This window comes from Halobaculum saliterrae (assembly GCF_009831625.1).
GTDB lineage: Archaea > Halobacteriota > Halobacteria > Halobacteriales > Haloferacaceae > Halobaculum > Halobaculum saliterrae.
Genome location: NZ_WUUS01000010.1, coordinates 104,510 through 129,950, shown reverse-complemented (window position 1 = coordinate 129,950; position 25,441 = coordinate 104,510). Strand labels below are relative to the sequence as shown.

The following is a 25,441-nucleotide window of genomic DNA, read 5'->3' as shown; positions in this document are numbered from 1 at the left end:
CGTTAAAACCCGCGCGCCGGTCACTACCCGTATGAGCCAGTCAGAGTCCGAGCAGCGTTCCGAGCGACGCTGCGTCTCCTGTGGCATCAACGTCGCGGGGACGGCCGCGGCGACGTTCAAATGCCCCGACTGTGGCACGCAGATCAGCCGCTGCGCGAAGTGCCGCAAGCAGAGCAACCTCTACGAGTGTCCCGACTGCGGCTTCCGGGGGCCCTGACCATGGGGAAGGTCGCCGCGAAGATGAAGGTCATGCCGCAGAGCCCCGACATCGACCTCGACGAGCTCCAGCAGAAGCTGGAGGAGTCGCTTCCGCAGGGCGCGGAGATCCGCAACGTCGACCGCGACGACGTCGCGTTCGGCCTCGTCGCCCTCCTGCCGATGGTCGTCGTCCCCGACGACGCCGGCGGCACCGAGGCCGTCGAGGAGGCGTTCTCCGGCGTGGATGGCGTCGAGAGCGTGAGTGTCGAGGAAGTCGGCCGCCTGTAGCCGGCCCCGTTCCCGCCGGATCGGACGCCGGTCCGACACCCACTTCTCACTGTTCCGCGCCGCCCGTGAGCCGTCGGCTCGTCGGCACGGCGCGTCCGGCCGGCTCGCCGTTCCGTGCGCCGCGCCGATCCGTTACGAATCGAAACCCGGATCCGAGAGACGGCGGGCGGTTCGTGGGAAGATTAATGCCGCCACGCCGTCAGGGTTCGACAGACCTTCCCATGGGGATGTACGACCGGATCCTCGTCCCGACCGACGGCTCCGACGGTGTCGAGCGCGCGGTACGCCACGCCGTCGACCTCGCGGTCCAGCACGGGGCCACCGTCCACGCGCTGTACGTCGTCAACTCGGCGTCGTACGCGGGGATGCCGATGGAGTCGAGTTGGGAGGGGATAGACGAGATGCTTCGGGGCGACGCCGAGGACGCCGTCTCGCTGGTGGAGGGGCTCGGCGACGATTACGACGTACCCGTGGAGACGGCGGTGATCGACGGCTCGCCGAGTCGGGAGATCGTCCGCTACGCCGAGGACAACGACTGTGATCTGATCGTGATGGGGACGCACGGTCGCGGGGGGATCGACCGGCTCCTGCTCGGGAGCGTCGCCGAAACGGTCGTCCGGTCGTCGACCGTCCCGGTACTCACCGTGCGGGTCGGGGACGCGACGTAGGGATCGAAAAACCGGCCGGCCAGCGGGTATCGTCCGTGTCGGCGACCGATGGACAGCGATCAGCCGTCGTCAGCGGCCGATCAACGGTCGACGGGGCGCAGGTGTTCGCAGTCGCCCGCCGTCACCCGGACGGTCTCCGCTCCCGTGTCGACCACGAGCGCGCCGGGGAACTCGATCCCGACGGCGTCGCCCTCGACGACGCCGCCGGGGGTATCGACACGGACGCGCCGACCCACGGTGTCCGCGTACTCCTCCCACGCGTCGACGGCCCCGCGGAGGTCGTCCGTGAGCGCGTCGAACTCCTCGAGGATCCGCTGGACGAGCACGCGCCGGTCGACCGGCTCGCCGCGCTCGGCGAGCAGACTCGTCGCATCGGCCGACGCCGGCAGGTCGGCGGGGTCGACGTTCGCGTTGAGGCCGACGCCGACGACGAGCCAGGAGACGCGGTCGGCCTCCCCCTCCATCTCGGTGAGGATGCCACACAGCTTCCGGCCGCCGCGCTCGGCCGGCTCCGTCTCGGTCTCCCGGCTGTCGCCGACGAGCACGTCGTTGGGCCATTTGATCCGCGCGTCGACTCCGGTCTCGCGACACGCGCGCGCCACCGCCACGGCCATCGCGAGCGTGTACGCGGGGGCGTGGGCCGGCGGCGCCTCCGGACGGAGGACGACCGACAGCCAGACGCCGCCCGGCGGCGAGACCCATTCGCGGTCGAGTCGTCCGCGCGAGGCGGTCTGCTCGTCGGCGACGACCACCACGTCGCGCGCGCCGGTCGCGGCGAGTTCGCGCGCCCGGTCGTTCGTCGAGCCGACGCTGTCGTGGTAGTCCACGTCGAACGGCGCGTCGAGCCCGTAGGCGATCGCCTCTCCGGAGTAGCCCGACACGTCCGTCACGGCGTAGCCGTCCTCGCCGCTCTCCACGGCGACCCCGGCCTCGCGCAGCGCCTCGACGTGGTTCCACACCGCCGCGCGCGACACGCCGAGCCGGTCGGCCAGCGCCGGCCCGGTCACCGGTCCGTCCGCGAGGGCGTCGAGTATCTCACGCCGGGACGCGGGAACGCCGGCGTCTCGGACGCCGGCTCCGCTCCCGTCGCCGTTGTCTCCGCCGCTCTCGTCCCCCTCGCCGCCGTCGGTGTCGCCCGTCACGGATCGTCGTGCCCGCCGTCGGTGGACACGAACTCCGTCGACTGACCGTTCGCGCGGACGGTGATGACCGTCGCATCGAGCTTCCCCTTCAGGAACGTCTCGATGTCGGGGTCCGAGAACAGTTTCCGGATCGTTCGGCGCCAGCGGCTCGCCTGCTTTGCGCCGATGACGACCACGTCCGCCTCCTCGGCCGCGACCTCGTCGAGGATGGTCTCCTCGACGAGGAAGCCGCGGCGAACGACGTACCGGACGCTGGGCAGTCGGTCGAACTCGCGTTCGACCGCGCGCTTGAGCTGTGTCCGGGTCACCTCCTTGCCGTCCTGATAGAGGTCGACGTGGAGGACCGTCAACTCGGCGTCGCGTTCGTCGGCGATCCGGATCGCCTCCGAGAGCGTCGCCCTGGAGTGCTTCGAGAGCGGGTATCGAACCGGTACGACGACCAACGTCATTGTCGGCCGGACGCGCCGACGCGTGTAAACACTTCCTCTTGGCTCGCCGTCGTCACGGGCGGTCGGTCGTCACTCGTCGTCGACCCGTCCGGACGCGGACGCGTCGCCCGGGCCGGTCGAGTCGCCCCGCGACTCCGAGCCGTCCCGCGACGCGGTGGCCGCGCCGTCGGCCGCCTCGATGGCGGCGGCGGCGGCCTCGCCGGACACGCGTTCGATCCGTCCCTCGATCGCGGGATCGATCCCGTGTTCGCGGACGTACTCGGCCAGCACCTCGTGTTGGATCCCGTGCTCGCCGGCGCGGTGTCGCTCCTCGATCGTCGGGAACTCGTGGTCCGAGTGCAGGAGGTACTCCGGCGTCGCGACGCGATACAGTCGATCGGGGTCGATCGGCTCGCCGTCGACGTTCGCGTCGATCAGCTCCTCGCGGTCGTCGTCCCAGACAACCCTCGCGCCGCTGAGGTGCCCGTGCCACCAGCCGTCCTCGCCGAAGTCGACGACCGCCGCCGACATCTCCGACAGCGCCGCGCGCAGCTCCGCCCCCGTGAGCTCGACGACGACGATCGGCTCCTCGAACGGCAGCACCGACAGGAAGTCCGCGAGCGTCACCTCGCCGGCCAGATCGTGGCCCAGACGGAGGCCGCCGGCGTTCTGGAGCCCGACGTCGGCGTCCGCTGTCCACCGATAGGCGTCGGCGACGAGGTTGCCGAGGCGGCACTCCCCGCCGTGGACCGTCTCCTCGCTGCGGACGATCGGCTCCTCGACGGTGCCGACGGGCTCGTCGAGGCCCGCGGCGGCGATGCGCTCGCGCAGCGCGTCCGCGAGGTGATCATCGACGGGTGCGCTCTCGGGACTGTGGCGGGTGACGCTCGCGCCGTCGTCGTCGAGCGTAACCTCAAGCACCGTCTCGCCGTTGACGCCCGGGCGGGTGCACACCACGCCGTCGACCTCCTCGGCGCGCTCGCTGTGGATGTGGCCGCCGAGGACCAGGTCGATCCCGTCGACGCGGGCGAGGTCATCGTCGCCGCCGCCGAGGTGGGAGACCGCGACGACGTAGTCGACGCCTCCGCCCTCGCCTTCAGCTTCGGCGTCGGCGTCGACTTCAGCGTCCATCGCCGCGACCGCCTCGCGGGCGGCCTCGTACGGGTCGGTGAACGTCATGTCCGCGGCCGCGGGGTTCAGGGAGTCCGTGCTCGGGTCGGTGACGCCGAGGAAGCCGACGCGCGCGCCGTCGACGCGCTCGACGGTCCACGGAACGACGCCCTCGGCCTCGCCGAACGGTTCGCCGGCCTCGTCGCGGACGTTCGCGGACACCCACGTCTGCGGGGAGTCGGCGACGATCGCGCGGGTCGCGTCGGTGCCGAAGTCGAAGTCGTGGTTGCCGAACGTCTCCACGTCCGTGCCGATCGCACGGAAGAAGTCGACCGCCTGACGCCCCCTCGAGACCGTCGCCGCGACGCCCGGTGAGGTGTTGTCCCCCGACCCGACGACGGCGGCGTCGGGGCCGTCGAGCTCGGTGATCAGACCGGCGAGGCGCCCCGCGCGCTCGGAGTCGTCGTAGACGTTCTCGATGTCGGAGTAGTGGACGAACCGGGGCATTCGAGTGGGTGAACGGTGTGGGGTGGCGGCCAAGAACGCTCCGGGTTCCGTCGGCGGGGGCGCGTCGCCCCCGCTACGGGAACGGATGGTATGCCCGATCCGGCTCCGGCTCGAACCCCATTGACGCCGACACCGACTCCAGTCTGTCCCCGAAGAACGGCTCGCCGGTGAACAGCGGTTGCGCCTCGGGGACGAGCACGCGCACGCCCTCGAAGCCGAGCGCGGCCACGTCGCGGGTGGTGAGGCGCGCGGCGTACGCGTCGAGGTCGGCGGCGGCGAGGCGGTCCACGACCGCCTCGACCTCGGCGACGCCGTCGAGTTCCGCCGCGTCGGCATCGGTCACGTCCCCCGCGGGGAGCGTCACGTCCGGGGAGACGAACTGCCGGACGCGCTCGGGGAAGTCGGCGTACGAGCCGATCGCGCCCTCCTCGCGGCTCGCCTGCTCGGGCCCCATCGCGCGCAGCTCCATCCAGTTCTGCAGCGCCTCCGCGAGCGCGCTCCGGGCGGCGGCCGCGGCGTCGAGGTCCGCCGCAGAGCCCATCGCGAACCGCGGCCACTCACCGGTCTCGGCATCGCGGTGGACCGCGGCGCCGACGACGGGCACGTCCACGTCCTGTGTGAGCAGCAGCGCGGTCACCGAGAGGTCCTCGGCCCGCGCCCGTTTGCGCAGCGTCTCGAACCCCTCGTCGTCGACGTCGAGGCCCATCGGCTCGAACGTCGAGTACCACGCCAGCATCGACGCGTCGCGCTCGACGGTCTCGTACAGCCCCGACAGCACCGCCTCGGCCGTCGAGTTCCCCAGCCCGAGCCCCGTCGTGATCGCCGGGGCGAACCGCTCCTCGGGCGGCGGGAACACGACGAACTCCGCGGGGAGGGACGCCGACTCGCGACTCGCCAGATCGATCCCGGATACCCACGGGATGTGGTCGTCCGATTCCGGCGTCTCGGCGTCGGCGGGGCGGACGAACCGGTCCACCGGGACGGCATCGACGACGCCCGCCGTCGGCGCCGACCGGAACGACGACGCGCGGTAGGTGCCGGCACAGTACCGTTCGAGCGCCTCGCCGATCGCCTTCGCGTATGCGGCGTCCCAGTCGGCGGCGACGCCGGCCCCGAACTCCGCACAGCGCGTGTCCGCGAACGCGGCGGTGTCGGTCGTCCGTGCGATGTAGTACGGCGCCGGCACCGACTCGCGCTCCCCCACCTCGGTGACGACGCCGAGGCGGTCGTCGACCGCCCGGTCCATCCGGTCGACGGCGTCGTCGAGGCCGACCGGCTCCTCGGGGGCTCGAAGCTCGAACCCCGTCGAGGCGGCACCGCAGTCGCATCCGGGGGAGGGAAGGAAGCGTCGCTCCGGACCGTCGACCTCGGTGACGGTCCCCGCCACGCCGTCTCCCGAGAGGTGTTGAATGGCGCGTCGACCCGCGAGGGCCCCCGCGAAGCGGACGGCGCTTCGGGTTCCCTGTGGCGTCGTGTCCGTCGTCGGGACGTTGGCGCGAACGCGGTCGCGCAGGCAGTCGTAACAGCCGGTGTCCGCGGAGAAGACGGTGACCGCGGCGTCGAGTCCCTCGATCGCGCGGCCGCCGACGCCGCCGATCTCGACGGCGACCCAGTCGTCGACGAGCCGGGTCGCGGTGCGGAACGCGTCGTCGCCGGTGGTACCGACGACGACGGCGAAGTCGAACCCGTCCAGGAGGCCGGCATTCACCTCCATCACGTTCGCTTCGATGTCGGCGAAGGCGCCCCGGATCGGCTCGGCGGCGGGGTCCGGGCCGACGATGGCGATGTCCATGCCCGCCCGTGGAGTGAGTCGCACAAAAAGGTGGCCGGTCGGGCGGATACGTCCGCCGTGGAGTCGGATCCGGCGGGCGCGCTCGGCGTGGGGCCCGGTCGGCTCGGTCGCTCGCCCGGCTCAGTTCAGCATCCGGTGGGCGACGCTCGCCAACTCGTCGCCGGAGGCCTCGCGAAGCCGGTCGTCCCCGAGCTTCAGGCGGAGGCGGGGACGGCCCACGTCGATGGGCACCTTCTCGGTGTCGATGAGGCCCAGGTCCTCGAGCCGCGTCTTCGTACGAGAGAACGTCGCCTTCGAGGCGATGCCGATGTCCTCGCCCCACTTGCTGATGTCGTACAGGAGCACGTCGTTCTTCGCGGCGACGAGCAGCGAGATCGTCACCTCGTCGAGACCGTCGCCGTCGCCGCGGGCGGTCTCGAGCGAGGTGAGCACCGCGTCGAAGTCGGCACGGACCGCCTCCCCGATGTCCTCGTCGAGGGTCTCGCGGACGCGAGAGAGCGCCGGCGTGCGGAGGGAGAACGGCTCCGCGTCCGCCCACTGACCGCGGTACGTCTCATAGGCGTCCGCGGCGAACGACTCGTCGTCGGCCGCGAGCGCGGCGACATGTTCTCCCGCCGACACGATTGCGTACAGCTCGTCCTCGCCGGCCACGAGCGTGTTGTCGGCGTCGCCGTCCAGCTCGCGCAGCGTCATCGACCCGGCGTCGACCAGGTCGGCCGCGTCGCCGGCGACGAGGAAGTCGTCCATCACGTCCTTGAGCATGCGGCTGTCCGCGAGCACGTTCAGCGTCGGGAGGTCGTCGTCGTAGTCGGATCCCACGTCGATGAGCGACTCGAGCGTCGCCGCGTTCGGATCGACGATGACGAGTTCGCCCGCGGACCGATCGAACAGGGACCGGAGGACCTCGTTCATCGATCGCTCGAATACGTTGGTGGCCATTGGTACCTACAGAGACGCCGGTTGAATATTTAATACTAACGGAGATTCGGTAGAATAAAGCGCTCTACGTGGGGAATACGTCCGCGAGGGACCGAGATATAATCTGTCCTAACTGTTAAGTACATACATGATTATTGTGAATATATGGTCCGCCCGCTCGGCGTACGAACGATCGGATCGGTACTGACGCTCGGCGACAACCGACACCTGTGGATCGCGGTGGCGACCGTGCTGGCGGTCGTGTTGGCGTTGGCCCTCACTGCGGATGCGGCTGTGGCAACGGAGTTCGCGACCGACCCGACCGGCGTCGGCGACGTGTCGTCGGGGCCCTGACGACAGCGTTCGAGTGCGCCTACGGCCCCCGGAGGTCCTCGGCCAGCTCGTTCGACCAGCGGAGTTCCCCGTCGAACAGCACGGGGGCGTCCGCGTACGAGAGGAACTCGATCAGCGACGGACGGTCGACAGTGAACTCCCTGCGCTCGCCCAAGAGATGCGTCTCGTCGCCCTCCTGCAGGTACGGCCGGAAGAACCCGCCCGCCATCCAGGGCGCGCCCATCGAGACCGTCACGTCGAAGCCGTCCGATCCGGCGTGAGTCACGCGAACGTCGGTGCCGACGATGTGCTCCGACTTCGTCAGGACGTGCGTTCCGTCGCCGACGACGGCGTAGTCCTTACCGGTCATGATCTGGCGCCGCGACTTGTCGAGCGCCCGCTCCATGCAGTAGCCCGTGACGAGCAGCCGGGCGAACATCGTTCCGACCGTCGCGGCCTGCCCGTCGAGCACCTCGCTGAACGTGACCGCGCCCGCGACGCTCCCCTTCCGGATCAGCTCCACCCCCTCGTGGAAGGAGCCGCAGGCGTTCAAGAAGAACGTCTGGGCGTTCGACGCTGAGAGCGACGACGCCGAGAGGTAGCCGTCGGCACACCGGAGGCCGTCCCGCTCGCAGTGGCCGATGTAGTGGACGAGGTCGGTGCGCGACTCGAACGTCGAGGCGAGCTCGTCGACGCTGAGGTGCTCCCGGACCGACACCTCGAGGCCGAGTGCCTCCGCGCGCTCGCGGTAGTGGGCGGCGACGGTGTCGTGCTCCTCGCGCATGTCCCCGTCGTTCAGGATCGCGACGATCGAGATCGGCTCGCCCGCGGAATCGAGGTATCGGCCTCGGTTCTCGTACGCCTCCGGAACCGTTTTGAACGCGTCTATCGGTACGCCCTCGGCGAGCCAGCCGTGCGTACGTCCCGGCCCCAGCGACGGTCGGACGGGGTCGACGGACGCGACCTCTCCCGCGTCGCGTCGGTAGAAGTCGGACAGCGAGGTGTCGAGCCACTCCGACTCCGGCAGCGCGGTGGACTCCGCGACCCGGACATGCGGGACGTTCGCGAGGAGGTGCGACAGCGTCGGCACGTGGTCGTACCGGGGGTCGATCGACATCGACAGGTGCCACTCGGGGAACCGATCGCGGACCGACTCGAACGGCGTCTCGAGGTACGCGTCGAGCCGTTCCCCCGGCGATGCGGCGTACAGCGACTCGGCGTCGAGATCGAGTTCCGAGGCCACCGCTCCGACCGACAGGTCCGAGCCGTGCGGGCCGGCCTCCCTGACGACGCAGTCGAGGTGGAACGTCCGTTCGAGCAGCGAGGCGACCGCGTCCTGCAACTCGGGGAGCCCCGGGAGCGTGCGGATCCCGCCGGGCGTTTCGAGACGGGGGCGACCCCCCGGCTCGACGGCGATATCGGCGCCGACGTAGTGGGCCAACGGCGAGACGACGAACAGGTAGTCGAGGTCCGGAGGAACGACGACACGCACGTCGGCGTCGGCGCGCGACTCACGCAGCGTCTCTGGAACCGAGACCGATTCCCCGAACGCGATCCGCGGCGGCATCCCGCGCATGCTGTCGAACGAGCGGTCGGCGGTCGAGGTGCGATGCCCGGCCGGAAACGTCGAGAGCGCCGTCGCGACTCCCTCGGGCGTCCGCGGCACCGTCACCGTCTCCGGCTCGTCGTGGACGCCGCCGGCGAACCCGATCTCGACGGCGGTCGTCGTCGGGAACCGAACCCGAAGCCGCTCGTATCGCGGCTTCTCGATCGTCACGGCCCCCTCGAAGCGGACGTACACGTCGACCCTGCTCTCGACGCAGAGCGCGTACGACCCCTCGGGGATCGACAGCGGGCCGGTGCCGCTGCCGAGGTCGTACATCTCCCCGGTGTCGACGTCGCGTATCGGCGCGTACACCGGCGGAAACCCGAGGGACTCGACCGACCCCGACACCGTCGCGTCCGGCGTCCAGGTGTCCCCGAGGTCGAGCGCGTCGATGGCGGACTCGAGCGACGGGATCGACGCGTCGGCGCGGTCGCTCCAGCCGTCCACCCGAACGTCGATGGACTGTTTGGCGGCGTCGACCGCCCGGAACCCCTCCTCGGTCCGTTCGACCTGCATTCGACTGGACGGACCTGTGGGTCGGTCCCATTTATCGGTATCGCCCGGCCGCACGCGAGTACGCATGGCTTTTTGTCGACGCTCGCCCGACCATCGGTATGGAGTATCCCGAGGTACGCGAGACAGATCCGGCCGTCGCGGACGCCCTCGAGGGCGAGGTTCGCCGACAACAGGACACGCTGGCGATGATCGCCTCCGAGAACCACGTCTCCGAGGCCGTGTTGGAGGCGCAGGGCAGCGCCCTCACGAACAAGTACGCCGAGGGGTATCCCGGCAAGCGCTACTACGCGGGCTGTGAGTTCGCCGACGACGTTGAGGAGCTCGCGATCGAGCGCGCCACGGAGCTGTGGGGCGCCGAGCACGTCAACGTCCAGCCCCACTCGGGCACGCAGGCCAACATGGCCGTCTACCTCGCGACGCTGGACCCGGGCGACAAGATCCTCTCGCTGGAACTCGAACACGGCGGGCACCTCAGCCACGGTCATCCCGCGAACTTCACCGGCCAGCTGTTCGAGGTCGAGCAGTACGGCGTCGACCCCGAGACGGGCTACATCGACTACGAGGCGCTGGAGACGCAGGCCGAGGAGTTCGACCCCGACATCATCGTCTCCGGGTACTCGGCGTACCCGCGGGAGGTCGAGTGGGAGCGCATCCAGGCGGTCGCGGACGACGTCGGCGCCCACCACCTCGCGGACATCGCCCACATCACCGGACTCGTCGCCGCGGGCGTCCACGACTCGCCCGTCGGCGTCGCGGACTTCGTGACCGGCTCCACCCACAAGACGATCCGCGCCGGTCGCGGCGGCATCGTCATGTGCGACGAGGAGCACGCCGACGCCGTCGACGCGGCGGTGTTCCCCGGCGGGCAGGGCGGCCCCCTGATGCACAACATCGCGGGCAAGGCCGTCGGCTTCGGCGAGGCGCTGGAGCCCGAGTTCGAGGGGTACGCACAGCAGGTCGTCGACAACGCCGAGGCGCTGGCGGAGTCGTTCGCGGACAACGGCTTCGAGGTCGTCTCCGGCGGCACCGACACCCACCTCGTGCTCGTCGACCTGCGTGAATCCCACCCCGACACCTCCGGCGGCGACGCCGAGGAGGCGCTCGCCGACGCCGGCATCGTCCTCAACGCGAACACGGTGCCCGGCGAGACGCGCTCGCCATTCGACCCCTCGGGCATCCGCGCCGGGACGCCCGCGCTCACCACCCGCGGCTTCGACGAGGCCGACTGCCGCGAGGTCGGCGACCTCATCCACCGGGTCGTCGACAACGTCGAGGACGAGTCGACCATCGCCGAGGTCCGCGAGCGCGTCGACGAGCTGACCGACGCGAACCCGCTGTACGAGTAGGTCGGCGGGCGGCCACGTCAGCCGGACCGAACACCACATCTATGCATATTCTCGTCTGAATATGGCGGTCGGTATGCACGAACCCGAGGATTCTTACGCGTCGCCGCCGCCCCATCGACCATGACCGATATCGACGGGAACGCCGTCGCCGCCGAGATCCGTTCGGGCGTCGCTGACTGCGTGGAGACGCTCCAAGCGGAGGGCGTCGACCCCGCGCTCGCGACCGTGCTGATGAGCGACGACCCCGCCAGCGAGACGTACGTCTCGATGAAGCAGAACGACTGCGAGGAGGTCGGGATGCGAGGGATCCACGTCGACGTGGACAACGACGCGCCCGCCGAGGAACTGTACGACACGATCGAGGAACTGAACGCGGACGACGAGGTCCACGGGATCCTCGTCCAGATGCCCGTTGTCGACCACGTCGACACCCGACGCGTCCTGCGTTCGGTCGACCCCGCGAAGGACGTGGACGGCTTCCACCCGGAGAACGTGGGGCGCCTCGTCGCAGGCAACCCGCGATTCAAGCCCTGCACGCCCCACGGCATCCAGCGCCTGCTCGCGTCGGCGGACGTGGACCCGGAGGGGAAGGAGGCGGTCGTCGTCGGTCGCTCGGACATCGTCGGCAAGCCGATGGCCAACCTCCTCTTCGGTCGCGGCGAGGGCGGCAACGCGACGACCACGGTGTGTCACTCCCGGACCGACGACCTCGCCAGCCACACCCGCCGCGCGGATATCGTCGTCGCCGCCGCCGGCATCCCGGAGTTCATCACTGCCGACATGGTGAGCGAGGGCGCGACCGTCATCGACGTGGGGATCAACCGCGTCGAGCGCGACGGCGAGTCGACGCTCGTCGGCGACGTGGACTACGACGGGGTCGCCGGGAAGGCGGGCGCGATCACTCCCGTCCCCGGCGGCGTCGGTCCGATGACCCGCGCGATGTTGCTGTACAACACAGTGAAGGCCGCGGGCGAACAGCACGGCGTCGAGATCGACCTTCCCTGAACGGGACGCCGCCGCGACTCGTCTTCTCCGTTGTCGTTCGCCCCCCGGCAACCGATTTATTCTCCGCCACTTGGTATCGTCCCGCATGGACAGAGACGCGGACCTCGACCCCGAGGCGAGGGAGCTGTTGGAGACGATGGACGACGCCGACGTGCCGGATCTGCACGACCTCCCCCCGCGGGAGGCTCGCGAGTTCTTCTCCGACTGGCGCGGCGAGCCGACGGACGTCCCGGAACTGGCGACGGTCACGGACCGCACAGTCCCCGGGTACGGCGACGGGCCGGAGGTCCCGATCAGGGTGTACACGCCCGAGGGCGAGGGGCCGTTCCCGGTACTCGTCTACTTCCACGGCGGCGGCTGGGTGATCGGGTCGCTCGACACGGTCGACGGGATCTGCCGGGTGCTCGCCGACGAGGCGGACTGCGTCGTCGTCTCGGTCGACTACCGGCTCGCTCCGGAGGACCCGTTTCCCGCGGGGGTGGAGGACGCGATCGCGGCGACGGAGTGGGTCGCGAACGGCCCCGAAGCGGTGGACGGGGACGGTCGGCTCGCCGTCGGCGGCGACAGCGCGGGCGGCAACTTCGCCGCGGCGGCCGCCCTGCATGCCCGCGAGACGGGCGGCCCGGCCATCGACCACCAGACGCTCGTCTATCCGGTCGTGGACCCCGCCGGAGACTGGCCGTCCTACGAGGAGAACGGCGAGGGCTACTACCTCGAACCGGCGGACATCGACTACTTCAGACGGCACTACTGGCGGAGCGACCTCGAACTCGCGAACCCGTACGCGTGTCCGTTGGCGGCGTGCAGCCACGCCGACCTCCCGTCGGCGACGGTCGTCACCTGCGGGTTCGACCCGCTGCGCGACGAGGGAGTCGCTTACGCCGAGGCGCTCGCGGACGCCGGCGTCCCCGTCGACCACCTCCACTACCCGTCGCTGATCCACGGCGTCGCCGGGATGCTCGGCGAACTCGGTGTGAGCGCGGCCCGCGGGGTACTGGCGGACACGGCCGCGGCGCTTCGCGAGGGGTTCGAGAAGAGCGACGGGTGAGGCGAGCGGTCGGCCCCGCAGTGCGGCCTCACTCGGTGTCGTCGAGGCGCTCCCGCGCGCTCGCCAGGGCCTCCACGTCGTCGGCGACGAGGTACCGACCCAACTCGACGGCCGCGTCGACGAGCGCGTCCGCCTCCGCGGGCGCAACGTCGCCCTCCAGCGCGTCGATCCGCTTCGCGCGGTCGCGGACGGCGCCGAGCGTCCTGCTCGCCTCCGGGTCCGGGTGGTCCTCGAGGTACCTCGCCACGTCCGTGCGGTACTCGAGTACCGCCTCGGCGGCGGCGAGGCCCCGCGCCTCGTGCATCCGCGGCGGCACCTCGCCCGCACTCGGTCGCTCGCCCGTGTCGGTCGCGCGCAGGAGGGCCGTGACGTACCACTCCTCGTCGTCGGTGACGCCCGGGGAGGTCCCCTCGGGCCCGCGCTCGCCCATGGTCGCGTCCGCTCGGCCGCCGCCGGGACCGGCGATCCGTCCGTACACGTCCGCGGCGTGGCGTAACTCGGCGGCCGCGAGGTACGCGTCGTCGAGCGGCGCGAGGTCGCCGCCGCGGATGAACCCTCGCTTGCGGAGATACGCCCGGCACTCCGATTTGATCTCGTCGACGAGGTCCACGAGGGGAGTACCGTCGATCTCGGCCAACACGGAGGTGAGATCCAACTCCGCCGGCGCGTCGGTGTGTCTCCGTCGTTCGCCGGTGCCGACGCTCCGGAGGCTTCCGCAGTCCGGACACGCGACGCTCCCCGTCTCGAAGTACGACCAGCGGGTCCCGCACTCCTTGCACTCGCGATCGCCCCGGACGTCCATGCCCGCCCGTACCGGCGGTACGGGGAAAAACGCCTCGTCGCCACGGCGACGTGCACCTCTCCGTCGCGGCGGCGGCACGGGACCATCGCCGCGAGCGCCACGGGCCCCCGTGAACACCCTCGATCCGCCGGAAACCCCTTGGTCGCGGGGGGCGACGGACGGCCCGTGACACCGAACTCGTTCTTCCACGTGGCGCTGAAGGCCGACGACGTGGATGCGACGGCGGCGTTCTACGAGGAGGCGTTCGACGGGACCGTCATCGAGCGGGGCCACGCCGACGACGGCGAGGGCGCGACCGCGGTCGAGCACGTCGCCCTCGAGGTGGCCGACAAGCGCGTGTACGTCTTCGATCGGGCGCCCTACGAGGCGACCGGCGACGTGGAGTCGATGCCGAACGGCCTGCTCCACTTCGGGTTCGTCGTCGACGACGTCGACGCCGCCCGCGAGGCGATCGACGCCGCCGGCGCCGGCGTCGACTGGGTGATGGGTCCCGAGCGCTTCGGCGACCTCCGGATCGCGTTCCTCGTCGACCCCGCCGGCACCATCGTCGAACTCATCGAGCACGTGTCGTAGGCGGCCGTTCTCCGGGTTCACGCTCCGGACCCGTCCCCGACCGCCTCCGTCTCGACTTTCGACTTCGTCTCGACCTCCGTCTTGACTTCCGACTCCGTCTCGATACCGGTCCGACCGCACCCCGGCACGCTTTTGCCGTCCCCGCCGCAGATGCCACCGAATGACGTTCTCCATCGCCGCGCGCGATCCCGAGACCGACGCGGTCGGGGTCGCGGTCCAGTCGAAGTTCGTCTCCGTCGGAGCCGTCGTCCCGTTCGTCTCCGCCGACGCCGGCGCGATCGCCACGCAGAGCTTCGCGAACGTCGCGTACGGGCCGGACGGGCTCGACCTCCTCCGCGAGGGGCACACCGCCGCCGAGGCGATCGAGGCGCTCACCGACGCCGACGACGAGGCCCCACAGCGACAGATCGGGGTCGTCGGCCTCGACGGCGAGCCGGCGGCGTTCACCGGCGACGAGTGTTTCGATGTCGCCGGCGACCGACATGGCGAGCACTACACGGTTCAGGGGAACATCCTCGAGAACGAGGCGACGATCGACGCGATGGCGGAGGCGTTCGAGGTGTCCGAGGGGGGACTCCCGGACCGGCTCATCGCGGCGCTGCACGCCGGAAACGACGCCGGAGGCGACTCCCGCGGCGAGCAGTCGGCCGCGCTGTACGTCGCCAAGCCCGAGGGGGGCTACGACGGGCGCAACGATCGCTGGGTGGACGTTCGCGTCGACGACCACGAGCGCCCCATCGACGAATTGGAGCGGGTGTTCAAGCTCTACGACGTGACGCTGCTCGCCCGCGAGGAGCCCGACGACCCCGCGGAGCTGACCGGCGACGCGGCGCTGGCGGTCTCGGCGACGCTCGCGGACCTGGGGTTCCTCGACGCGGAGCCCGACGCCTCGTTCGGGGAGGAGGAGCGGGCGGCGCTCGAGGACTTCCGCGGCATGAACAACTTCGAGAACCACTCGCTGACGGTCATCGAGGACGCCCTCGCCCGGGGGTGGGAGGAGGCGGCCGGGGACGACCGCGGCGCCGCCGGACGCAAGGGGGACGGCGAATCGCGGATGGTCGACGCCATCTGGCACGGACTCCAGCGCTACGACCGGCTGTAGTTCCCGTGTCCGCCCCCGCCCTCGTCGCCCCCGACGCCGCCGCTGTCGCCCCGATCGCGCAGCTTCCGGCGTTCCAACTGCTCACCGTCGTGCTCGCGTTCGTCGGCGCCGGCGTCGCGCTCGCGGCGGGGATCGGTCTCGTCGCCGTCTACGTCCGCCTCGAGGACGGCGTCGACGCCGCGGTCACCCGGCGGGCGTTCGGACTGTGGGCCGCGGGCGCCCTCCTGCTCGCGGCGGGCACCCCGGCCGTGTTCCGCGCGTCGCTGTCGGCGTCGCCGACGCTGCGCGCGCTGGCGCTCGTCGCCGTCGCGGTCGGCGTCCTCGCCGTCGGCGCCGCGCCGATGTACCTCTGGCAGGCGACGCTCCCGGACGCCTGAGGCCGCTGGACTCGGCGTCGGCTTCCCCGATAGGACCGACGTGGGCAGCGCCGCCGACGGGACTACTCCGGACCCGAGTGCGAACGCCGTCCGCGCTCGCGGAGCAGTCTGTCGACGATGTCGCCCGTCGAGAGGAGTTCGCCCTCGTAGCGTGGTTCTCGGCCCGTTGCGCGCGCCACTTCGGCGTCGATGCCCTCGGCCGCGAGCGCGTCGGCGATGGCGGACTCGTCGTGGTGTTGATCGAATCCGAGCACGATCACGTCCGGTCCGATCTCGCGGACCGGAACGAACAGGTCCTCCGGATGGCCGAGGTGTGCCTCGTCGACGATCTCGAGCGCGTCGATCATGTCCCGACGCTGTCGGTCGGGACAGACGGGCTTCGACTTGTGGGTGACGTTCTCCCGGCGGGCCACGATGACGTGGAGCTCGTCGCCGCGCGCGGCCGCGTCCTCGAGGTAGTGGAGGTGTCCGGGGTGGAGGATGTCGAAGGTCCCCTGTGCGAGCGCGATCCGCGGGGAGTCGGCAGCGTCCTCCTGCACGCCCCCGTCGTCATCCCGGCTCCCGTCGCTTCCCTCACTCATCGTACAGCTCCGCGTCGATGTCGGTCTGGTCGAAGTCGAAGAACGCCTCGTCCTCCGGCAGCGGCACGTCGATCACGTCGAGATCGCGGGGGTCACCGTCGGAGTCGAACGCCCGCCAGCAGTCGCGCTCGTAGGGCGCCCCGATGATGATGTGGGCCTCCCCCGCGTGGAACGTCGCCAGGTCGGCGTCGGAGGGACGGAGGACGCCGTTCGGGTGTGAGTGGACCGAGCCGACCGCCCGCGAGGAGTTCGGCTTCATGTGTTCGCGGACGGTCGCCGACTCCGGCGTCGAGGTGGTGCCGGGAATCACGAGCACGTCGGTGATCACCTGCCCGGTCCGGTCGAGGCCGAGGTCGCGCGCGTCGGTCGCCCGGAGGAAGCCCATGTACTCGTTCGGGTGCGTGTCCCGGGAGGCCTCCAACGCGAACCGGAGTGTGTCCGCCGCGATGCCGAGCAGCTCGCTCGACCGGAACAGTCGCATTACTGGAACACGGGTTGGACGCCAACTAAGGGTGTCGATACCCCCGCTTGCCGGACGCCTCACGGCCGACCGCTCCGCGGTCGTTCGTCGCCGGAGCGATACTACAACCCTTAACACTCGCCGTCACCCACCGTTCGGTATGAGTGATTCCGCCGCCGGAGACCCCGGCGAGAACGGGGAGGGGGATTCCCGACCCGTGGTTTACGATCTCGATCCCGCCTGCACGCTCTCCGACGTGGATGTCGGCGCACGCTACCGCGCGGAGGTCAACGGCGTCGTCGACTACGGCGTCTTCGTCGACGTCTCCGAGAACGTGTCCGGCCTGCTCCACGAGTCGAACCTCGACGGCCGGACGTTCGCCGTCGGGGACGAACTGGTCGTCGTGCTCGAGGAACTGAAGGAGAACGGCGACGTGTCGTTCGACCTCGCCGACGTCGACCTCGACGAGGCGAACGTGCTCGCGGTCGAACACGAGCCGGAGATCACGACGATCGGCGACGCGACGGTCGGCGACAGCGTGACCGTCGAGGGAGAGATCACCCAGATCAAACAGACCGGCGGCCCGACGATCTTCCACGTCGCCGACGAGTCCGGCGTGCTCGCGGCGGCCGCCTTCGAGGAGGCGGGCGTCCGCGCGTACCCCGCCGTCGGGATGGGCGATATCGTCCGCATCTCCGGCTCCATCGAGACGCACGACGGCTCCAGACAGCTGGAGGTCGACGACGTGACCGTGCTCTCGGGTGAGACGGCGGCGGCCGCCCGTGAGCGGCTCGATGAAGCGATGGGCGAGCGCGCCGAGCCCGAGTCGGTCGAGCCGCTCGTCGAGTGGGAGGCGTTCGAGAAGCTCCGGCCCGAACTGGAGGAGCTCGCGCGGACCCTCCGGCGGACGGTGTTGGAGGGACGCCCGATCCGGATCCGCCACCACGCCGACGGCGACGGCATGTGCGCGGCCATCCCGGTCCAGCTCGCGCTGGAGAACTACATCGAGGAGGTCCACGAGGGCGACGACGCGGCGCGGCACACTCTCAAGCGACTCCCGAGCAAGGCGCCGTACTACGAGATGGAGGACGTGACGCGCGACCTCAACTTCGCGCTGGAGGGGCGTGCCCGTCACGGACAGAAGCTCCCGTTCCTCCTCATGCTCGACAACGGATCGACCGAGGAGGACGTGCCCGCCTACAAGAACCTCACGCACTACGACGTGCCCATCGCCGTCGTCGACCACCACCACCCGGACCCCGACGCGGTGGACGACCTGCTCGACCACCACGTCAACCCCTACATCCACGACGAGGACTACCGCATCACGACGGGAATGATGTGCGTCGAGCTCGCACGGCTCATCGATCCGAGCGTCACCGACGAGCTCCGTCACGTCCCCGCGGTCGCTGGGCTGTCGGACCGCTCGAAGGCGGAGGTGATGGAGGAGTTCCTCGAGCTGGCTGAGACGGCCGGATACGACCCCGAGGCCATCGAGGACATCGGCGAGGCGCTCGACTACGCCGCCCACTGGCTGCGATACAGCGAGGGCAAGACGCTCGTGAGCGACGTCCTCAACGTGGGCAGCGACGACGAGGAGCGTCACCGCGAGCTGGTCGAGTTCCTCTCGACGCGCGCCGAGCGCGACGTGGAGGAACAGCTCGACGCGGTCGAGCCCCACGTGGAACACGAGCGGCTCGACTCCGACGCGCACCTCTACCGGATCGATCTGGAGAACTTCGCCAAGCGGTTCACCTACCCCGCGCCCGGCAACACGACGGGCGAACTCCACGACAGGAAGGTCCGCGCGACCGGCGAGCCCGTCATCACGATCGGCTACGGCCCGGACTTCGCGGTCCTTCGCTCGGACGGCGTTCGGCTGGACATTCCACAGATGGTCACCGAACTCAACGAGGAGGTCGTCGGCGGGGGCGTCTCCGGCGGCGGTCACCTCGTCGTCGGCTCGATCAAGTTCGTCGAGGGGCGCCGCGAGGACGTCATCGACGCGCTCGTCGAGAAGATGGCCGACGCCGAACTCGACGAGGAGCTGTCGACGACGATCGAGCTCGACGACTGACGCGAACCCGACGATCGACGCGGGAACCGCATCCGGTGGTGCCGATCGCGGGCTCGACTGCGACCGTGACGGTCACCCGACCGGTCCGTCGCGATCGGTCCCGTCCCGCCCCCCGTCCGTGTCCTCGATCGTCAGCCGCCGACGGAGGAACAGCGTCGCCCCGGCGACGGCCCCGACCGCGCCGACAGCGACTGCCGGCGGGAGTTCGCCGAACGCGGACGCCACTCCTCGACCGGCCCGCCAGTCAGCCTCGAAGCTCTCCCGGTAGTACGCCGCGACCGCCTCGCCCTCCAGCGCGACGACGACCTCGCGGTTCTCGCGCGCGCTCGTCGGGTTCCAGTTGAGCGACCCGACGAGCGCAGTGTCGTCGGCGACGACCCCCTTCGCGTGGATCTCGCCGTAGCGGTCGGTCGGCTCCGCGACCCGCGCCTCGAACGGGACGCCAGCGGCGTCGGCCCAGCGGTTCAGCTCGTCGACGAGCGCGGCGTTCTCCTCCGCGAGATGCCAGGTGCCCGACAGCAGCAGCCGCACCTGTACGCCCCGCTCCGCCGCCCGGCGGAGCGACGCGAGCATCGGCCCGTCCTCGACAGTCGGTTGGAGGACGTCGACACCGCTTTCGGCGTCGTCGACGGCCGCGACGACCACCGACTCCGCGTTCCCGGGCGCGGTCAGCAGCCGCACGCGCTCGACTCGCACCTCCGCCGGCGGATGGCGTGCTGGGTACGATCCTGTCGCCGCGTCGGCTCGCTCGAACGATCGTCCGCCGCGATACCGGTCCCACGGGACGGCGTCGCGCCACCCGGCGTCGGCGCGAAACAGTTCCGCGAGCGCCTCCGCGGCGGGCGGCGACCGGAGGGTGACGCCCCACCCGCGGCTGTCGCCCCCGCCGGTTCCGCTGGGCTTCCAGTTCTCCGTGAGCACGACCGCGGTGTCGTCGGCGACGGCGTACTTCGCGTGATGGTACCGGAATCTGGCGTGCGGACCGGCGATCACCCGGACCTCGACGCCGGCGGCGACGAGCGAATCGAGGAGGTCGGCTTGCCGCGCGGAGACACCGCCGACCGGGCCGCCGTCGAGGAGCACCCGCACCGAGGCGCCCCGTTCACGGGCGGCGATCAGTTCCTCGGCGACGCGTTCGGAGCCGAAGGTGTACCCCGCGAGGAACACCCGCTCGTCGGCCGCCCTGATGGGGACGATCGGTTCCGACGGGGCGTCCGGGAGCACGAACGCCGTCGCGTTCGCGGCCCCCAACGGAACCGGGTCGCGGAACTCGAGCCCGACCGGTTGCCACCGCGGATTCCCGTCTCGGACCCACCGCTCGCCTTCCGGAGCGCGTCCGTACTCGACGGCGTCGACGATCGACCCGTTCGGCCCGCTCCGTCGGAGCAGGACACGCTCGCCGGCGTTCGACAGCGCGAGCCCCGGGGTGACGACGCGCCATGGCGTGGGCACGGACGGCGCCTCCGGGTCGCCCGTCACGACGACCCTGCCGGCCCGTCGCTGGCGGATGGTGACACTCCCCTCTCCGTCGTCGACGGTCCAGTTCCCGGGCGGCAGCCACAGGAGGACGTACTCCCCCGCGTCGTCGGTGGTGACGGGGTTCGGGAGAAGCCCGACGAGTCGGGGTCCGTTCGGCTCGTCGTCCGTCTCCGTCGTGTTGTTCGTGGTCGTGGTGACCGCCGTCTGACTCGCCGAGGGTCCAGCGACCGTCGTCGGTGCCGGCGGCTCCGCGTTCGTCGCGAGGGCCGCCGGCGTCGCTGGCGTCGCCACGACGAGGAGGAGAACGGACGCGATCACGGCGAGGAGGCGAACCACTGCGATGGTCTGGCCGCTTGTTCGTATTTCAACCCTCGCCGCGTTGCCGCCGGGTCCGTCCGGGGCGACTCGGTGTTCGCATCCGGCCGGCTTCGGTGCGTTTTTGCTCCGACGACGGCGGATGGGTGGTATGGTCACCATCGCCGAGGGGGTCAGGCTCGCCGGAGCCGCGTTGGGCGCCGTCGGCGGCGCCCTCATCGCCGTGGAGTTCTTCCAGGTCCCTTCGTACGTCTCATATGAGGAGGAGTGGGACAGCTACGACGTCGATATCGCGCCCAGCGAGGTCACCGAACACACGAACCTCGGTCGGGTCGGGGGGCTGCTCGTCTCGTTGGGCTTCGCGCTGCTGTTCGTCGGGGAACTGCTGTAGCGGCGAACCGAACTCGTCGGGTGACGCCGGGGAACTGCGAGGAGGAGTCGTTCGCGGTTCGGGTCCCGTCTTACGCGACGACTTCCTCGCCCGCGGCGTCGAGGGCGTCGCGCGCCTTCTCGGCCTCGGTCTGCACGATGAACGTGCGGTCGTCGTCGAACTCGGCGGCGGCCTCCAGGGCCGCCTCGGTGCCGATCTGGCGCAGCGCCCACAGGGCGGCCGCACGGACGTTGTCGCTGTCGTCGTCGGCCGCGGCGTCGGCAAGCGGGTCGACGGCGCGGGCGTCGCCGATGAGTCCGAGCGCGCGGGCGGCGTACGGCCGCACCTCGTCGTCGTCCATGACGAGCTTGTTCACGAGGGGCTGTACGGCGTCCTCGTGGCCGATCTCGCCGAGCGCCTTGAACGTCACCTTCTGCAGGACCGGGTTCGAGTCGGAGTCGACGTACTCGACGAGCGTCTCGACGGCGTCCTCGGCGGCCATCTTGCCGAGCGCGCGGATCGCGGGTTGGTCGCGCTTCTGTGCGCGCTGGTGCATCGCCTCGAAGGCGCCGTCGTCGTTCATCCGGGTGAGCGCGTCCAGACAGTGCTCCTCCATGAACTCCGACTCCAGCGAGTCCAGCGCGAGCAGCACCATCTCGACGTTCCCCTGCTGTTCGTGCTCCTTCAGCGCCGACAGCTCCGGCGGGAAGTCCTTGTAGTGCCCGAGCACGTCGTAGAAGCCCTGCGCCTGGAGCTGCTCGTGGGTCTGGAGGTCGTCCCACTCCTCGGCGTCGTCGACGCCCGTCCCCAGCCCGTCGGTCGCCTCGAGCAGCGCCGCGATGGTCTCCGCATCGTCGTCGGCGTCCAGATCCGCCTCCTCGACGGCCGCGACGGCGTCGTCGAGCGCGTCGGCCAGCGATTCGGGGTCGTCGTCGCCCGCGCGGTTGAGATCCGTCTCGAGCACCTCGTTCATCGCGTCGAGGAACTCGTCGACGACCGCGGGGAGGTCGGCCTCGCCCGACTCGGTCCACCGCGTGTCGGCGATCGTCGACTGAGCGGACTCGACCTCGTCGACGGCGTCGGACGCGTACGGACCGCGCTGGTCCGCGAGATCGTCGCGTTGATCCGAGAGCCGCGACTCGAGGTCGGCTCGCGGGTCCTCCGCGTCCTCGTCGTCCTCGTCCGGTTCCGGGAGGTCGGCGCGCTCCAGGTCCGCCTCGACCTCGTCCAGATCGGCCTCCACGTCGTCGAGGTCGGCCTCGGTCTCGGCGGCCTCGAGCGCCTCGGCGGTCTCGTCCAGCCGGGCGTCGAGGTCCTCGACGGACACCTCGGGGACGAGTTCCGTCTCCTCGGCGTCCTCGGGGTCGCCTGACTCCTCGGCCGGGTCGTCGTCGCTCATGCCCGTCGATGGGTGTGTCGGCTACAAGGGCGTTTCCATATTCCGAGCGACGGCACCCCTCGCAGGTGGGACGCGGTTCGAATCCGGCCCGTCGTCCACTCCCGTCAACCCCGGCTATTATTCCAGTTGACGGCGACGCGACGATCATGGCCACCGTCGCCGTCCCACAGCTCTCCGTCTCGGATCTCGACGTGGAGGGAAACCTCGACACCGTCGCCGCTCGCGCCGCCGGCCTCCCCGACTGCGTCGACGTGGCGCTGTTCCCGGAGTACGCGCTGACCGGATTCGTCGCCGACGAGCGCATCGAGGCGGTCGCACTCGACCGCGACGGGCCGGAACTCGACCGGATCCGCGCCGTCGCCGACGCCGACGACCTCGCGGTCCTCGCGGGCTACGTCGAACGCGGCACGAGCGACGGGTCCCTGTACAACGCGCTCGCGTACGTCGATCCGAGCGGAGACACGACCGTGTACCGGAAACGGCACCTCTGGGCCGACGAGTCGGACATGTTGACCGCCGGCGACGAGCAGGTGACCGTCGAGACGCCCGCGGGGTCGACCGGACTGCTCACCTGCTACGACCTCAACTTCGTCGACGACAGCGCCGCGCTCGCGGCCGAGCGGGTCGACGCGCTGTTCGTCGCCGGCGCCTGGCCGGCCGCCCACTCGGAGAACTGGCGGCTCCTGTTGCGCGCTCGGGCGCTGGACGGCGTCCGCTGGGTGATCGGGGCGGGCCGGACCGGGGCGCGCGACGTGGCCGAAGCCCGATCCACGGAGTACGCCGGGCGGTCGGCGGTCGTCCGTCCCGACGGACACGTCACGGCGGCGCTCAACCGAGACGAGCGCGATCTGATCGCGGAACTCGACCCCGAGGTGCTCGCCGACCAACGCGAGTTCATCCCAGTGCTGGACGACCACAGCGAGTGAGGGAGCTCCGCCAACGCCCATCGTGGTATTTCTTAACACGAAAATAGATTTTGCCATACCGAAAAAGAAGTTCACTTACACCGGGTTTTATGAGGGTCCGGCCCGTATCTATGAGTACAGATGAGCACTCAGAAACGCGTACTCAAGTCGGCAGGGGAAGTCGAGGGAAGCGAGGCGCTCCGGATGGACGCCGAGAAGGCCGAACAGATCGTCGACGCGCTCAACACCGATCTCGCGGCGACGTACGTCCTGTATCACCAGCTTCGCAAGCACCACTGGAACGTCGAGGGCGCGGAGTTCCGCGACCTGCACCTGTTCCTCGGCGAGGCGGCCGAGAACGCGGAGGCGTTCGCGGACGTGCTCGCCGAACGGCTGCAGGCACTGGGCGGCGTCCCGCACGCGTCGATGGCGACCTTGGAGTCGGAGTCGCCGGTCGAACCCGAGGACGAGGACGTGTACGACATCCGCACGTCGCTGGCGAACGACATGGAGATGTACGGCGACATCATCGAGACGCTCCGTGAGCACGTCGAGCTCGCGGACAGTCTCGGCGACCCCGCTACGGGCGAGATCCTTCGCGAGAACATCGTGCAGGTCGAGGAGGACGCCCACCACATCGAGCACTACCTCGAGGACGACACGCTCGTCACCGAGGGCGCGATGCAGTAAGCCGCGGCGAACGACGAGCGTTCGACTCCCCCCAGTCACTTGATTTTTGAGAGTCCGCGTGAGGACGCGGGTGAGAAGCCAGCAGGCAAGAGACGTCTCGAAAGCGGTTCGAGGGGTCGCGCGTCTACCGTTCGAGGTCGACCGTCAGGTCCGTCGATATCCAGCCGTCGGCGTTGCTGTTCTCGGAGAACACCGTCCTGTCGGGACACGTACGGAGGGCGGCGACGTCCGTCTCGGGGGAGCGGTCACGCTCCGGGGTCTCCGTCTCCTCCCGACCCGCGAGCACATCGTGCGTCATTACAGGTGTCTCGCGCCCCCGAGGGCATATAGGTTTTGGTAGCCCTAAACGGTAGGCCGGCCTAAACGATCCGTGACGACCACCGCGTATCGCGCCCGCGATCCGCCGTACGGGTCACTCCCCGTGACCGATTCCGCACCCGGAGATCGTGTCGCACTCGACGCCGCGCTCCTCCAGCGCGTCGATCACCGCGTTCATGCCGATCGCGTCGCTGGCGATGTGCCCGGTGACCACGAGGTTCTTCGCCTCGCCGGCGAACTCCTCGCGCAACTCGTCCGTGTCGCCGGCGCCGACGTGGATGTAGAGGACGGTATCGACGCCGTGCTCGAAGTACGCGCGGGCGACGGACGCGCCGCCGTTCGTTCCCGCGGCGTGGTGGACTGCCACCTCCCCCAGATCGTTCTCCCGGTCGCCGAGGCGGAGCAGTACGTCGGTCTCGGCGGCGTCGAGTTCGGGGATCTCGCCCAGTGCGTCGACGAAGTCGCCGGCGGTCGCGTCGTCGGCCAACCCGTCGGCGACCTCCCGGAAGACGCGCCGGCCGTACTCGTCGGGCGCGAGGTGCGTGTTGAGGTACGGCTGGTCGAGCAGTTCTGCGACGCTCGGATCGTGGCGGTAGTTGCTGGAGTGACCGCCGTGGTCCATTCGCGATCGGAGGTCGGCGACGGCCTCCTCGGCGACCTCCTCCGGGACGCCGTGATCCGTCATGAACTCCACCTGTGTGTCGAGCACCTGCGGGAAGTCGAGGCGGGCGGACATCCCCGTCGGATGGTGCGCAAGCGCCAGATCGTAGTCCTGATCGTGGGCCAACTGGATCTCCGGCGACTCGAGGTCGATGCCCACGAGCGCGGTCTCGATGTCCTCGCCGGGGACGTAGACGGTGCTGTCGGCCGGCGTATCGTCCCAGTCGACGAGGTCGAGGCTGATCTGCATGATCTCGTCCGTGGAGAGTCCCATGGCCCCTCAGAGACCGACCGCGATTGAAAAATCGAGGGAACCGGAAGCCCGGACGGCGTCGGGATCATCGGCGGCGGCGACTCTCCGGCCGCGGTCGTCGACGCCCGCGACTCCTCGGTCGAGACCGACGCCGGCGTCGACGGCTCGTGCTCCC

At 70.4% G+C, this 25,441-nt stretch carries 27 protein-coding genes; 14 read left to right on the top strand and 13 right to left on the bottom strand.

Annotated features, from left to right (window positions below; all coding sequences use genetic code 11):
* Positions 1 to 31 precede the first annotated feature (31 nt).
* From GRX01_RS15595 to GRX01_RS15585, 3 genes are all read left to right on the top strand, one after another.
* Entirely contained in the window at positions 32 to 217 is a 186-nt protein-coding gene (locus GRX01_RS15595; protein WP_159669663.1) for an HVO_2753 family zinc finger protein, read from the top strand.
* 2 nt (positions 218 to 219) lie between these two features.
* Positions 220 to 486, top strand: a complete 267-nt coding sequence (locus GRX01_RS15590; RefSeq protein WP_159669660.1) for an elongation factor 1-beta — start codon at positions 220 to 222, stop codon at positions 484 to 486.
* 221 nt (positions 487 to 707) lie between these two features.
* Positions 708 to 1,154, top strand: coding sequence for a universal stress protein (locus GRX01_RS15585; protein ID WP_201289622.1), 447 nt, complete (start codon positions 708 to 710; stop codon positions 1,152 to 1,154).
* An 80-nt stretch (positions 1,155 to 1,234) separates the two neighbouring features.
* Here GRX01_RS15585 and GRX01_RS15580 read toward each other — a convergent pair whose 3' ends face one another.
* The 5 genes from GRX01_RS15580 to tbsP form a co-directional block, all read right to left on the bottom strand.
* On the bottom strand, positions 1,235 to 2,188 hold the full coding sequence (locus tag GRX01_RS15580; RefSeq protein ID WP_343161381.1) for a biotin--[acetyl-CoA-carboxylase] ligase: 954 nt from the start codon (positions 2,186 to 2,188) through the stop codon (positions 1,235 to 1,237).
* Positions 2,189 to 2,292: 104 nt separating this feature from the next.
* Entirely contained in the window at positions 2,293 to 2,745 is a 453-nt protein-coding gene (locus GRX01_RS15575) for a universal stress protein (RefSeq protein ID WP_159669657.1), read from the bottom strand.
* 69 nt (positions 2,746 to 2,814) lie between these two features.
* The gene (locus tag GRX01_RS15570; protein ID WP_159669654.1) at positions 2,815 to 4,341 is read right to left on the bottom strand and encodes a bifunctional metallophosphatase/5'-nucleotidase; all 1,527 of its coding nucleotides are present in this window, start codon (positions 4,339 to 4,341) and stop codon (positions 2,815 to 2,817) included.
* 73 nt (positions 4,342 to 4,414) lie between these two features.
* Positions 4,415 to 6,133: a YcaO-like family protein gene (locus GRX01_RS15565; RefSeq protein WP_159669651.1), complete on the bottom strand. Its 1,719-nt coding sequence runs from the start codon at positions 6,131 to 6,133 to the stop codon at positions 4,415 to 4,417.
* 120 nt (positions 6,134 to 6,253) lie between these two features.
* Complete coding sequence (tbsP, locus tag GRX01_RS15560) at positions 6,254 to 7,072, bottom strand: transcriptional regulator TbsP (RefSeq protein ID WP_159669648.1); 819 nt, start codon at positions 7,070 to 7,072, stop codon at positions 6,254 to 6,256.
* Positions 7,073 to 7,216: 144 nt separating this feature from the next.
* Here tbsP and GRX01_RS15555 point away from each other — a divergent pair, with 144 nt between their 5' ends.
* Positions 7,217 to 7,405 (top strand): hypothetical protein, encoded by a 189-nt coding sequence (locus GRX01_RS15555; protein WP_159669645.1) that lies wholly within the window; start codon positions 7,217 to 7,219, stop codon positions 7,403 to 7,405.
* Positions 7,406 to 7,424: 19 nt separating this feature from the next.
* Here GRX01_RS15555 and GRX01_RS15550 read toward each other — a convergent pair whose 3' ends face one another.
* Complete coding sequence (locus tag GRX01_RS15550; protein WP_159669642.1) at positions 7,425 to 9,506, bottom strand: hypothetical protein; 2,082 nt, start codon at positions 9,504 to 9,506, stop codon at positions 7,425 to 7,427.
* Between the two features lie 98 nt (positions 9,507 to 9,604).
* Between GRX01_RS15550 and glyA the strand changes: the two genes are divergently transcribed.
* The 3 genes from glyA (at position 9,605) to GRX01_RS15535 (ending at position 12,905) form a co-directional block, all read left to right on the top strand.
* Entirely contained in the window at positions 9,605 to 10,852 is a 1,248-nt protein-coding gene (glyA, locus tag GRX01_RS15545) for a serine hydroxymethyltransferase (RefSeq protein WP_159669639.1), read from the top strand.
* 120 nt (positions 10,853 to 10,972) lie between these two features.
* Entirely contained in the window at positions 10,973 to 11,857 is an 885-nt protein-coding gene (locus tag GRX01_RS15540) for a tetrahydrofolate dehydrogenase/cyclohydrolase catalytic domain-containing protein (protein WP_159669636.1), read from the top strand.
* Positions 11,858 to 11,942: 85 nt separating this feature from the next.
* Positions 11,943 to 12,905: an alpha/beta hydrolase gene (locus tag GRX01_RS15535; RefSeq protein ID WP_159669633.1), complete on the top strand. Its 963-nt coding sequence runs from the start codon at positions 11,943 to 11,945 to the stop codon at positions 12,903 to 12,905.
* A 28-nt stretch (positions 12,906 to 12,933) separates the two neighbouring features.
* Here the strand turns inward: GRX01_RS15535 and GRX01_RS15530 are convergent, their stop codons facing one another.
* Positions 12,934 to 13,707: a DUF7117 family protein gene (locus tag GRX01_RS15530; protein ID WP_159669630.1), complete on the bottom strand. Its 774-nt coding sequence runs from the start codon at positions 13,705 to 13,707 to the stop codon at positions 12,934 to 12,936.
* Between the two features lie 165 nt (positions 13,708 to 13,872).
* Here GRX01_RS15530 and GRX01_RS15525 point away from each other — a divergent pair, with 165 nt between their 5' ends.
* From GRX01_RS15525 to GRX01_RS15515, 3 genes are all read left to right on the top strand, one after another.
* Positions 13,873 to 14,280 carry a VOC family protein gene (locus GRX01_RS15525; RefSeq protein WP_201289621.1) on the top strand — a complete coding sequence of 136 codons (408 nt, stop codon included), beginning with the start codon at positions 13,873 to 13,875 and terminating at the stop codon, positions 14,278 to 14,280.
* A 160-nt stretch (positions 14,281 to 14,440) separates the two neighbouring features.
* Positions 14,441 to 15,382, top strand: a complete 942-nt coding sequence (locus tag GRX01_RS15520; protein ID WP_159669624.1) for a DUF1028 domain-containing protein — start codon at positions 14,441 to 14,443, stop codon at positions 15,380 to 15,382.
* A gap of 5 nt (positions 15,383 to 15,387) precedes the next feature.
* Complete coding sequence (locus GRX01_RS15515; RefSeq protein WP_159669621.1) at positions 15,388 to 15,759, top strand: hypothetical protein; 372 nt, start codon at positions 15,388 to 15,390, stop codon at positions 15,757 to 15,759.
* Between the two features lie 62 nt (positions 15,760 to 15,821).
* On the opposite strand, the gene GRX01_RS15510 is transcribed toward GRX01_RS15515, so the two are convergent.
* Both GRX01_RS15510 and GRX01_RS15505 read right to left on the bottom strand, forming a co-directional pair.
* Positions 15,822 to 16,340, bottom strand: coding sequence for an adenylyltransferase/cytidyltransferase family protein (locus GRX01_RS15510; RefSeq protein WP_159669618.1), 519 nt, complete (start codon positions 16,338 to 16,340; stop codon positions 15,822 to 15,824).
* Positions 16,333 to 16,821, bottom strand: a complete 489-nt coding sequence (locus GRX01_RS15505; protein ID WP_159669615.1) for a Mov34/MPN/PAD-1 family protein — start codon at positions 16,819 to 16,821, stop codon at positions 16,333 to 16,335. Before GRX01_RS15505 ends, GRX01_RS15510 begins: the two co-directional genes overlap by 8 nt.
* A 139-nt stretch (positions 16,822 to 16,960) precedes the next feature.
* Between GRX01_RS15505 and GRX01_RS15500 the strand changes: the two genes are divergently transcribed.
* The gene (locus GRX01_RS15500) at positions 16,961 to 18,877 is read left to right on the top strand and encodes a DHH family phosphoesterase (RefSeq protein WP_159669612.1); all 1,917 of its coding nucleotides are present in this window, start codon (positions 16,961 to 16,963) and stop codon (positions 18,875 to 18,877) included.
* Between the two features lie 72 nt (positions 18,878 to 18,949).
* Here GRX01_RS15500 and GRX01_RS15495 read toward each other — a convergent pair whose 3' ends face one another.
* A complete protein-coding gene (locus GRX01_RS15495; RefSeq protein WP_159669609.1) occupies positions 18,950 to 20,692 on the bottom strand; it encodes a phospholipase D-like domain-containing protein in 1,743 nt (580 codons plus the stop codon).
* 130 nt (positions 20,693 to 20,822) lie between these two features.
* Here GRX01_RS15495 and GRX01_RS15490 point away from each other — a divergent pair, with 130 nt between their 5' ends.
* Positions 20,823 to 21,062: a hypothetical protein gene (locus GRX01_RS15490; RefSeq protein ID WP_159669606.1), complete on the top strand. Its 240-nt coding sequence runs from the start codon at positions 20,823 to 20,825 to the stop codon at positions 21,060 to 21,062.
* 70 nt (positions 21,063 to 21,132) lie between these two features.
* On the opposite strand, the gene GRX01_RS15485 is transcribed toward GRX01_RS15490, so the two are convergent.
* Positions 21,133 to 22,440, bottom strand: a complete 1,308-nt coding sequence (locus GRX01_RS15485; protein ID WP_159669603.1) for a HEAT repeat domain-containing protein — start codon at positions 22,438 to 22,440, stop codon at positions 21,133 to 21,135.
* 146 nt (positions 22,441 to 22,586) lie between these two features.
* Here GRX01_RS15485 and GRX01_RS15480 point away from each other — a divergent pair, with 146 nt between their 5' ends.
* Both GRX01_RS15480 and dpsA read left to right on the top strand, forming a co-directional pair.
* Positions 22,587 to 23,366, top strand: a complete 780-nt coding sequence (locus GRX01_RS15480) for a carbon-nitrogen hydrolase family protein (RefSeq protein WP_159669600.1) — start codon at positions 22,587 to 22,589, stop codon at positions 23,364 to 23,366.
* A gap of 120 nt (positions 23,367 to 23,486) precedes the next feature.
* Complete coding sequence (dpsA, locus tag GRX01_RS15475) at positions 23,487 to 24,035, top strand: DNA starvation/stationary phase protection protein DpsA (protein WP_159669597.1); 549 nt, start codon at positions 23,487 to 23,489, stop codon at positions 24,033 to 24,035.
* A gap of 124 nt (positions 24,036 to 24,159) precedes the next feature.
* On the opposite strand, the gene GRX01_RS18935 is transcribed toward dpsA, so the two are convergent.
* Together GRX01_RS18935 and GRX01_RS15470 are read right to left on the bottom strand one after the other, a co-directional pair.
* Positions 24,160 to 24,333, bottom strand: a complete 174-nt coding sequence (locus GRX01_RS18935; RefSeq protein ID WP_201289620.1) for a hypothetical protein — start codon at positions 24,331 to 24,333, stop codon at positions 24,160 to 24,162.
* A gap of 114 nt (positions 24,334 to 24,447) precedes the next feature.
* On the bottom strand, positions 24,448 to 25,287 hold the full coding sequence (locus tag GRX01_RS15470) for a hypothetical protein (RefSeq protein ID WP_159669594.1): 840 nt from the start codon (positions 25,285 to 25,287) through the stop codon (positions 24,448 to 24,450).
* Between the last annotated feature and the right edge of the window lie 154 nt (positions 25,288 to 25,441).

What these genes read in the sequence shown, in the direction of transcription:
- GRX01_RS15500 (WP_159669612.1), top strand. Translation starts at nt 16,961, where the DNA reads ATGAGTGATTCCGCCGCCGGAGACCCCGGCGAGAACGGGGAGGGGGAT.
- GRX01_RS15520 (WP_159669624.1), top strand. Translation starts at nt 14,441, where the DNA reads ATGACGTTCTCCATCGCCGCGCGCGATCCCGAGACCGACGCGGTCGGG.
- GRX01_RS15595 (WP_159669663.1), top strand. Translation starts at nt 32, where the DNA reads ATGAGCCAGTCAGAGTCCGAGCAGCGTTCCGAGCGACGCTGCGTCTCC.
- GRX01_RS15565 (WP_159669651.1), bottom strand. Translation starts at nt 6,133, where the DNA reads ATGGACATCGCCATCGTCGGCCCGGACCCCGCCGCCGAGCCGATCCGG.
- GRX01_RS15530 (WP_159669630.1), bottom strand. Translation starts at nt 13,707, where the DNA reads ATGGACGTCCGGGGCGATCGCGAGTGCAAGGAGTGCGGGACCCGCTGG.
- GRX01_RS15490 (WP_159669606.1), top strand. Translation starts at nt 20,823, where the DNA reads ATGGTCACCATCGCCGAGGGGGTCAGGCTCGCCGGAGCCGCGTTGGGC.
- GRX01_RS15505 (WP_159669615.1), bottom strand. Translation starts at nt 16,821, where the DNA reads ATGCGACTGTTCCGGTCGAGCGAGCTGCTCGGCATCGCGGCGGACACA.
- GRX01_RS15535 (WP_159669633.1), top strand. Translation starts at nt 11,943, where the DNA reads ATGGACAGAGACGCGGACCTCGACCCCGAGGCGAGGGAGCTGTTGGAG.
- GRX01_RS15585 (WP_201289622.1), top strand. Translation starts at nt 708, where the DNA reads ATGGGGATGTACGACCGGATCCTCGTCCCGACCGACGGCTCCGACGGT.
- GRX01_RS18935 (WP_201289620.1), bottom strand. Translation starts at nt 24,333, where the DNA reads ATGACGCACGATGTGCTCGCGGGTCGGGAGGAGACGGAGACCCCGGAG.
- GRX01_RS15470 (WP_159669594.1), bottom strand. Translation starts at nt 25,287, where the DNA reads ATGGGACTCTCCACGGACGAGATCATGCAGATCAGCCTCGACCTCGTC.
- GRX01_RS15540 (WP_159669636.1), top strand. Translation starts at nt 10,973, where the DNA reads ATGACCGATATCGACGGGAACGCCGTCGCCGCCGAGATCCGTTCGGGC.
- GRX01_RS15480 (WP_159669600.1), top strand. Translation starts at nt 22,587, where the DNA reads ATGGCCACCGTCGCCGTCCCACAGCTCTCCGTCTCGGATCTCGACGTG.
- GRX01_RS15485 (WP_159669603.1), bottom strand. Translation starts at nt 22,440, where the DNA reads ATGAGCGACGACGACCCGGCCGAGGAGTCAGGCGACCCCGAGGACGCC.
- GRX01_RS15570 (WP_159669654.1), bottom strand. Translation starts at nt 4,341, where the DNA reads ATGCCCCGGTTCGTCCACTACTCCGACATCGAGAACGTCTACGACGAC.
- dpsA (WP_159669597.1), top strand. Translation starts at nt 23,487, where the DNA reads ATGAGCACTCAGAAACGCGTACTCAAGTCGGCAGGGGAAGTCGAGGGA.
- GRX01_RS15550 (WP_159669642.1), bottom strand. Translation starts at nt 9,506, where the DNA reads ATGCAGGTCGAACGGACCGAGGAGGGGTTCCGGGCGGTCGACGCCGCC.
- GRX01_RS15575 (WP_159669657.1), bottom strand. Translation starts at nt 2,745, where the DNA reads ATGACGTTGGTCGTCGTACCGGTTCGATACCCGCTCTCGAAGCACTCC.
- GRX01_RS15590 (WP_159669660.1), top strand. Translation starts at nt 220, where the DNA reads ATGGGGAAGGTCGCCGCGAAGATGAAGGTCATGCCGCAGAGCCCCGAC.
- GRX01_RS15555 (WP_159669645.1), top strand. Translation starts at nt 7,217, where the DNA reads ATGGTCCGCCCGCTCGGCGTACGAACGATCGGATCGGTACTGACGCTC.
- glyA (WP_159669639.1), top strand. Translation starts at nt 9,605, where the DNA reads ATGGAGTATCCCGAGGTACGCGAGACAGATCCGGCCGTCGCGGACGCC.
- tbsP (WP_159669648.1), bottom strand. Translation starts at nt 7,072, where the DNA reads ATGGCCACCAACGTATTCGAGCGATCGATGAACGAGGTCCTCCGGTCC.
- GRX01_RS15510 (WP_159669618.1), bottom strand. Translation starts at nt 16,340, where the DNA reads ATGAGTGAGGGAAGCGACGGGAGCCGGGATGACGACGGGGGCGTGCAG.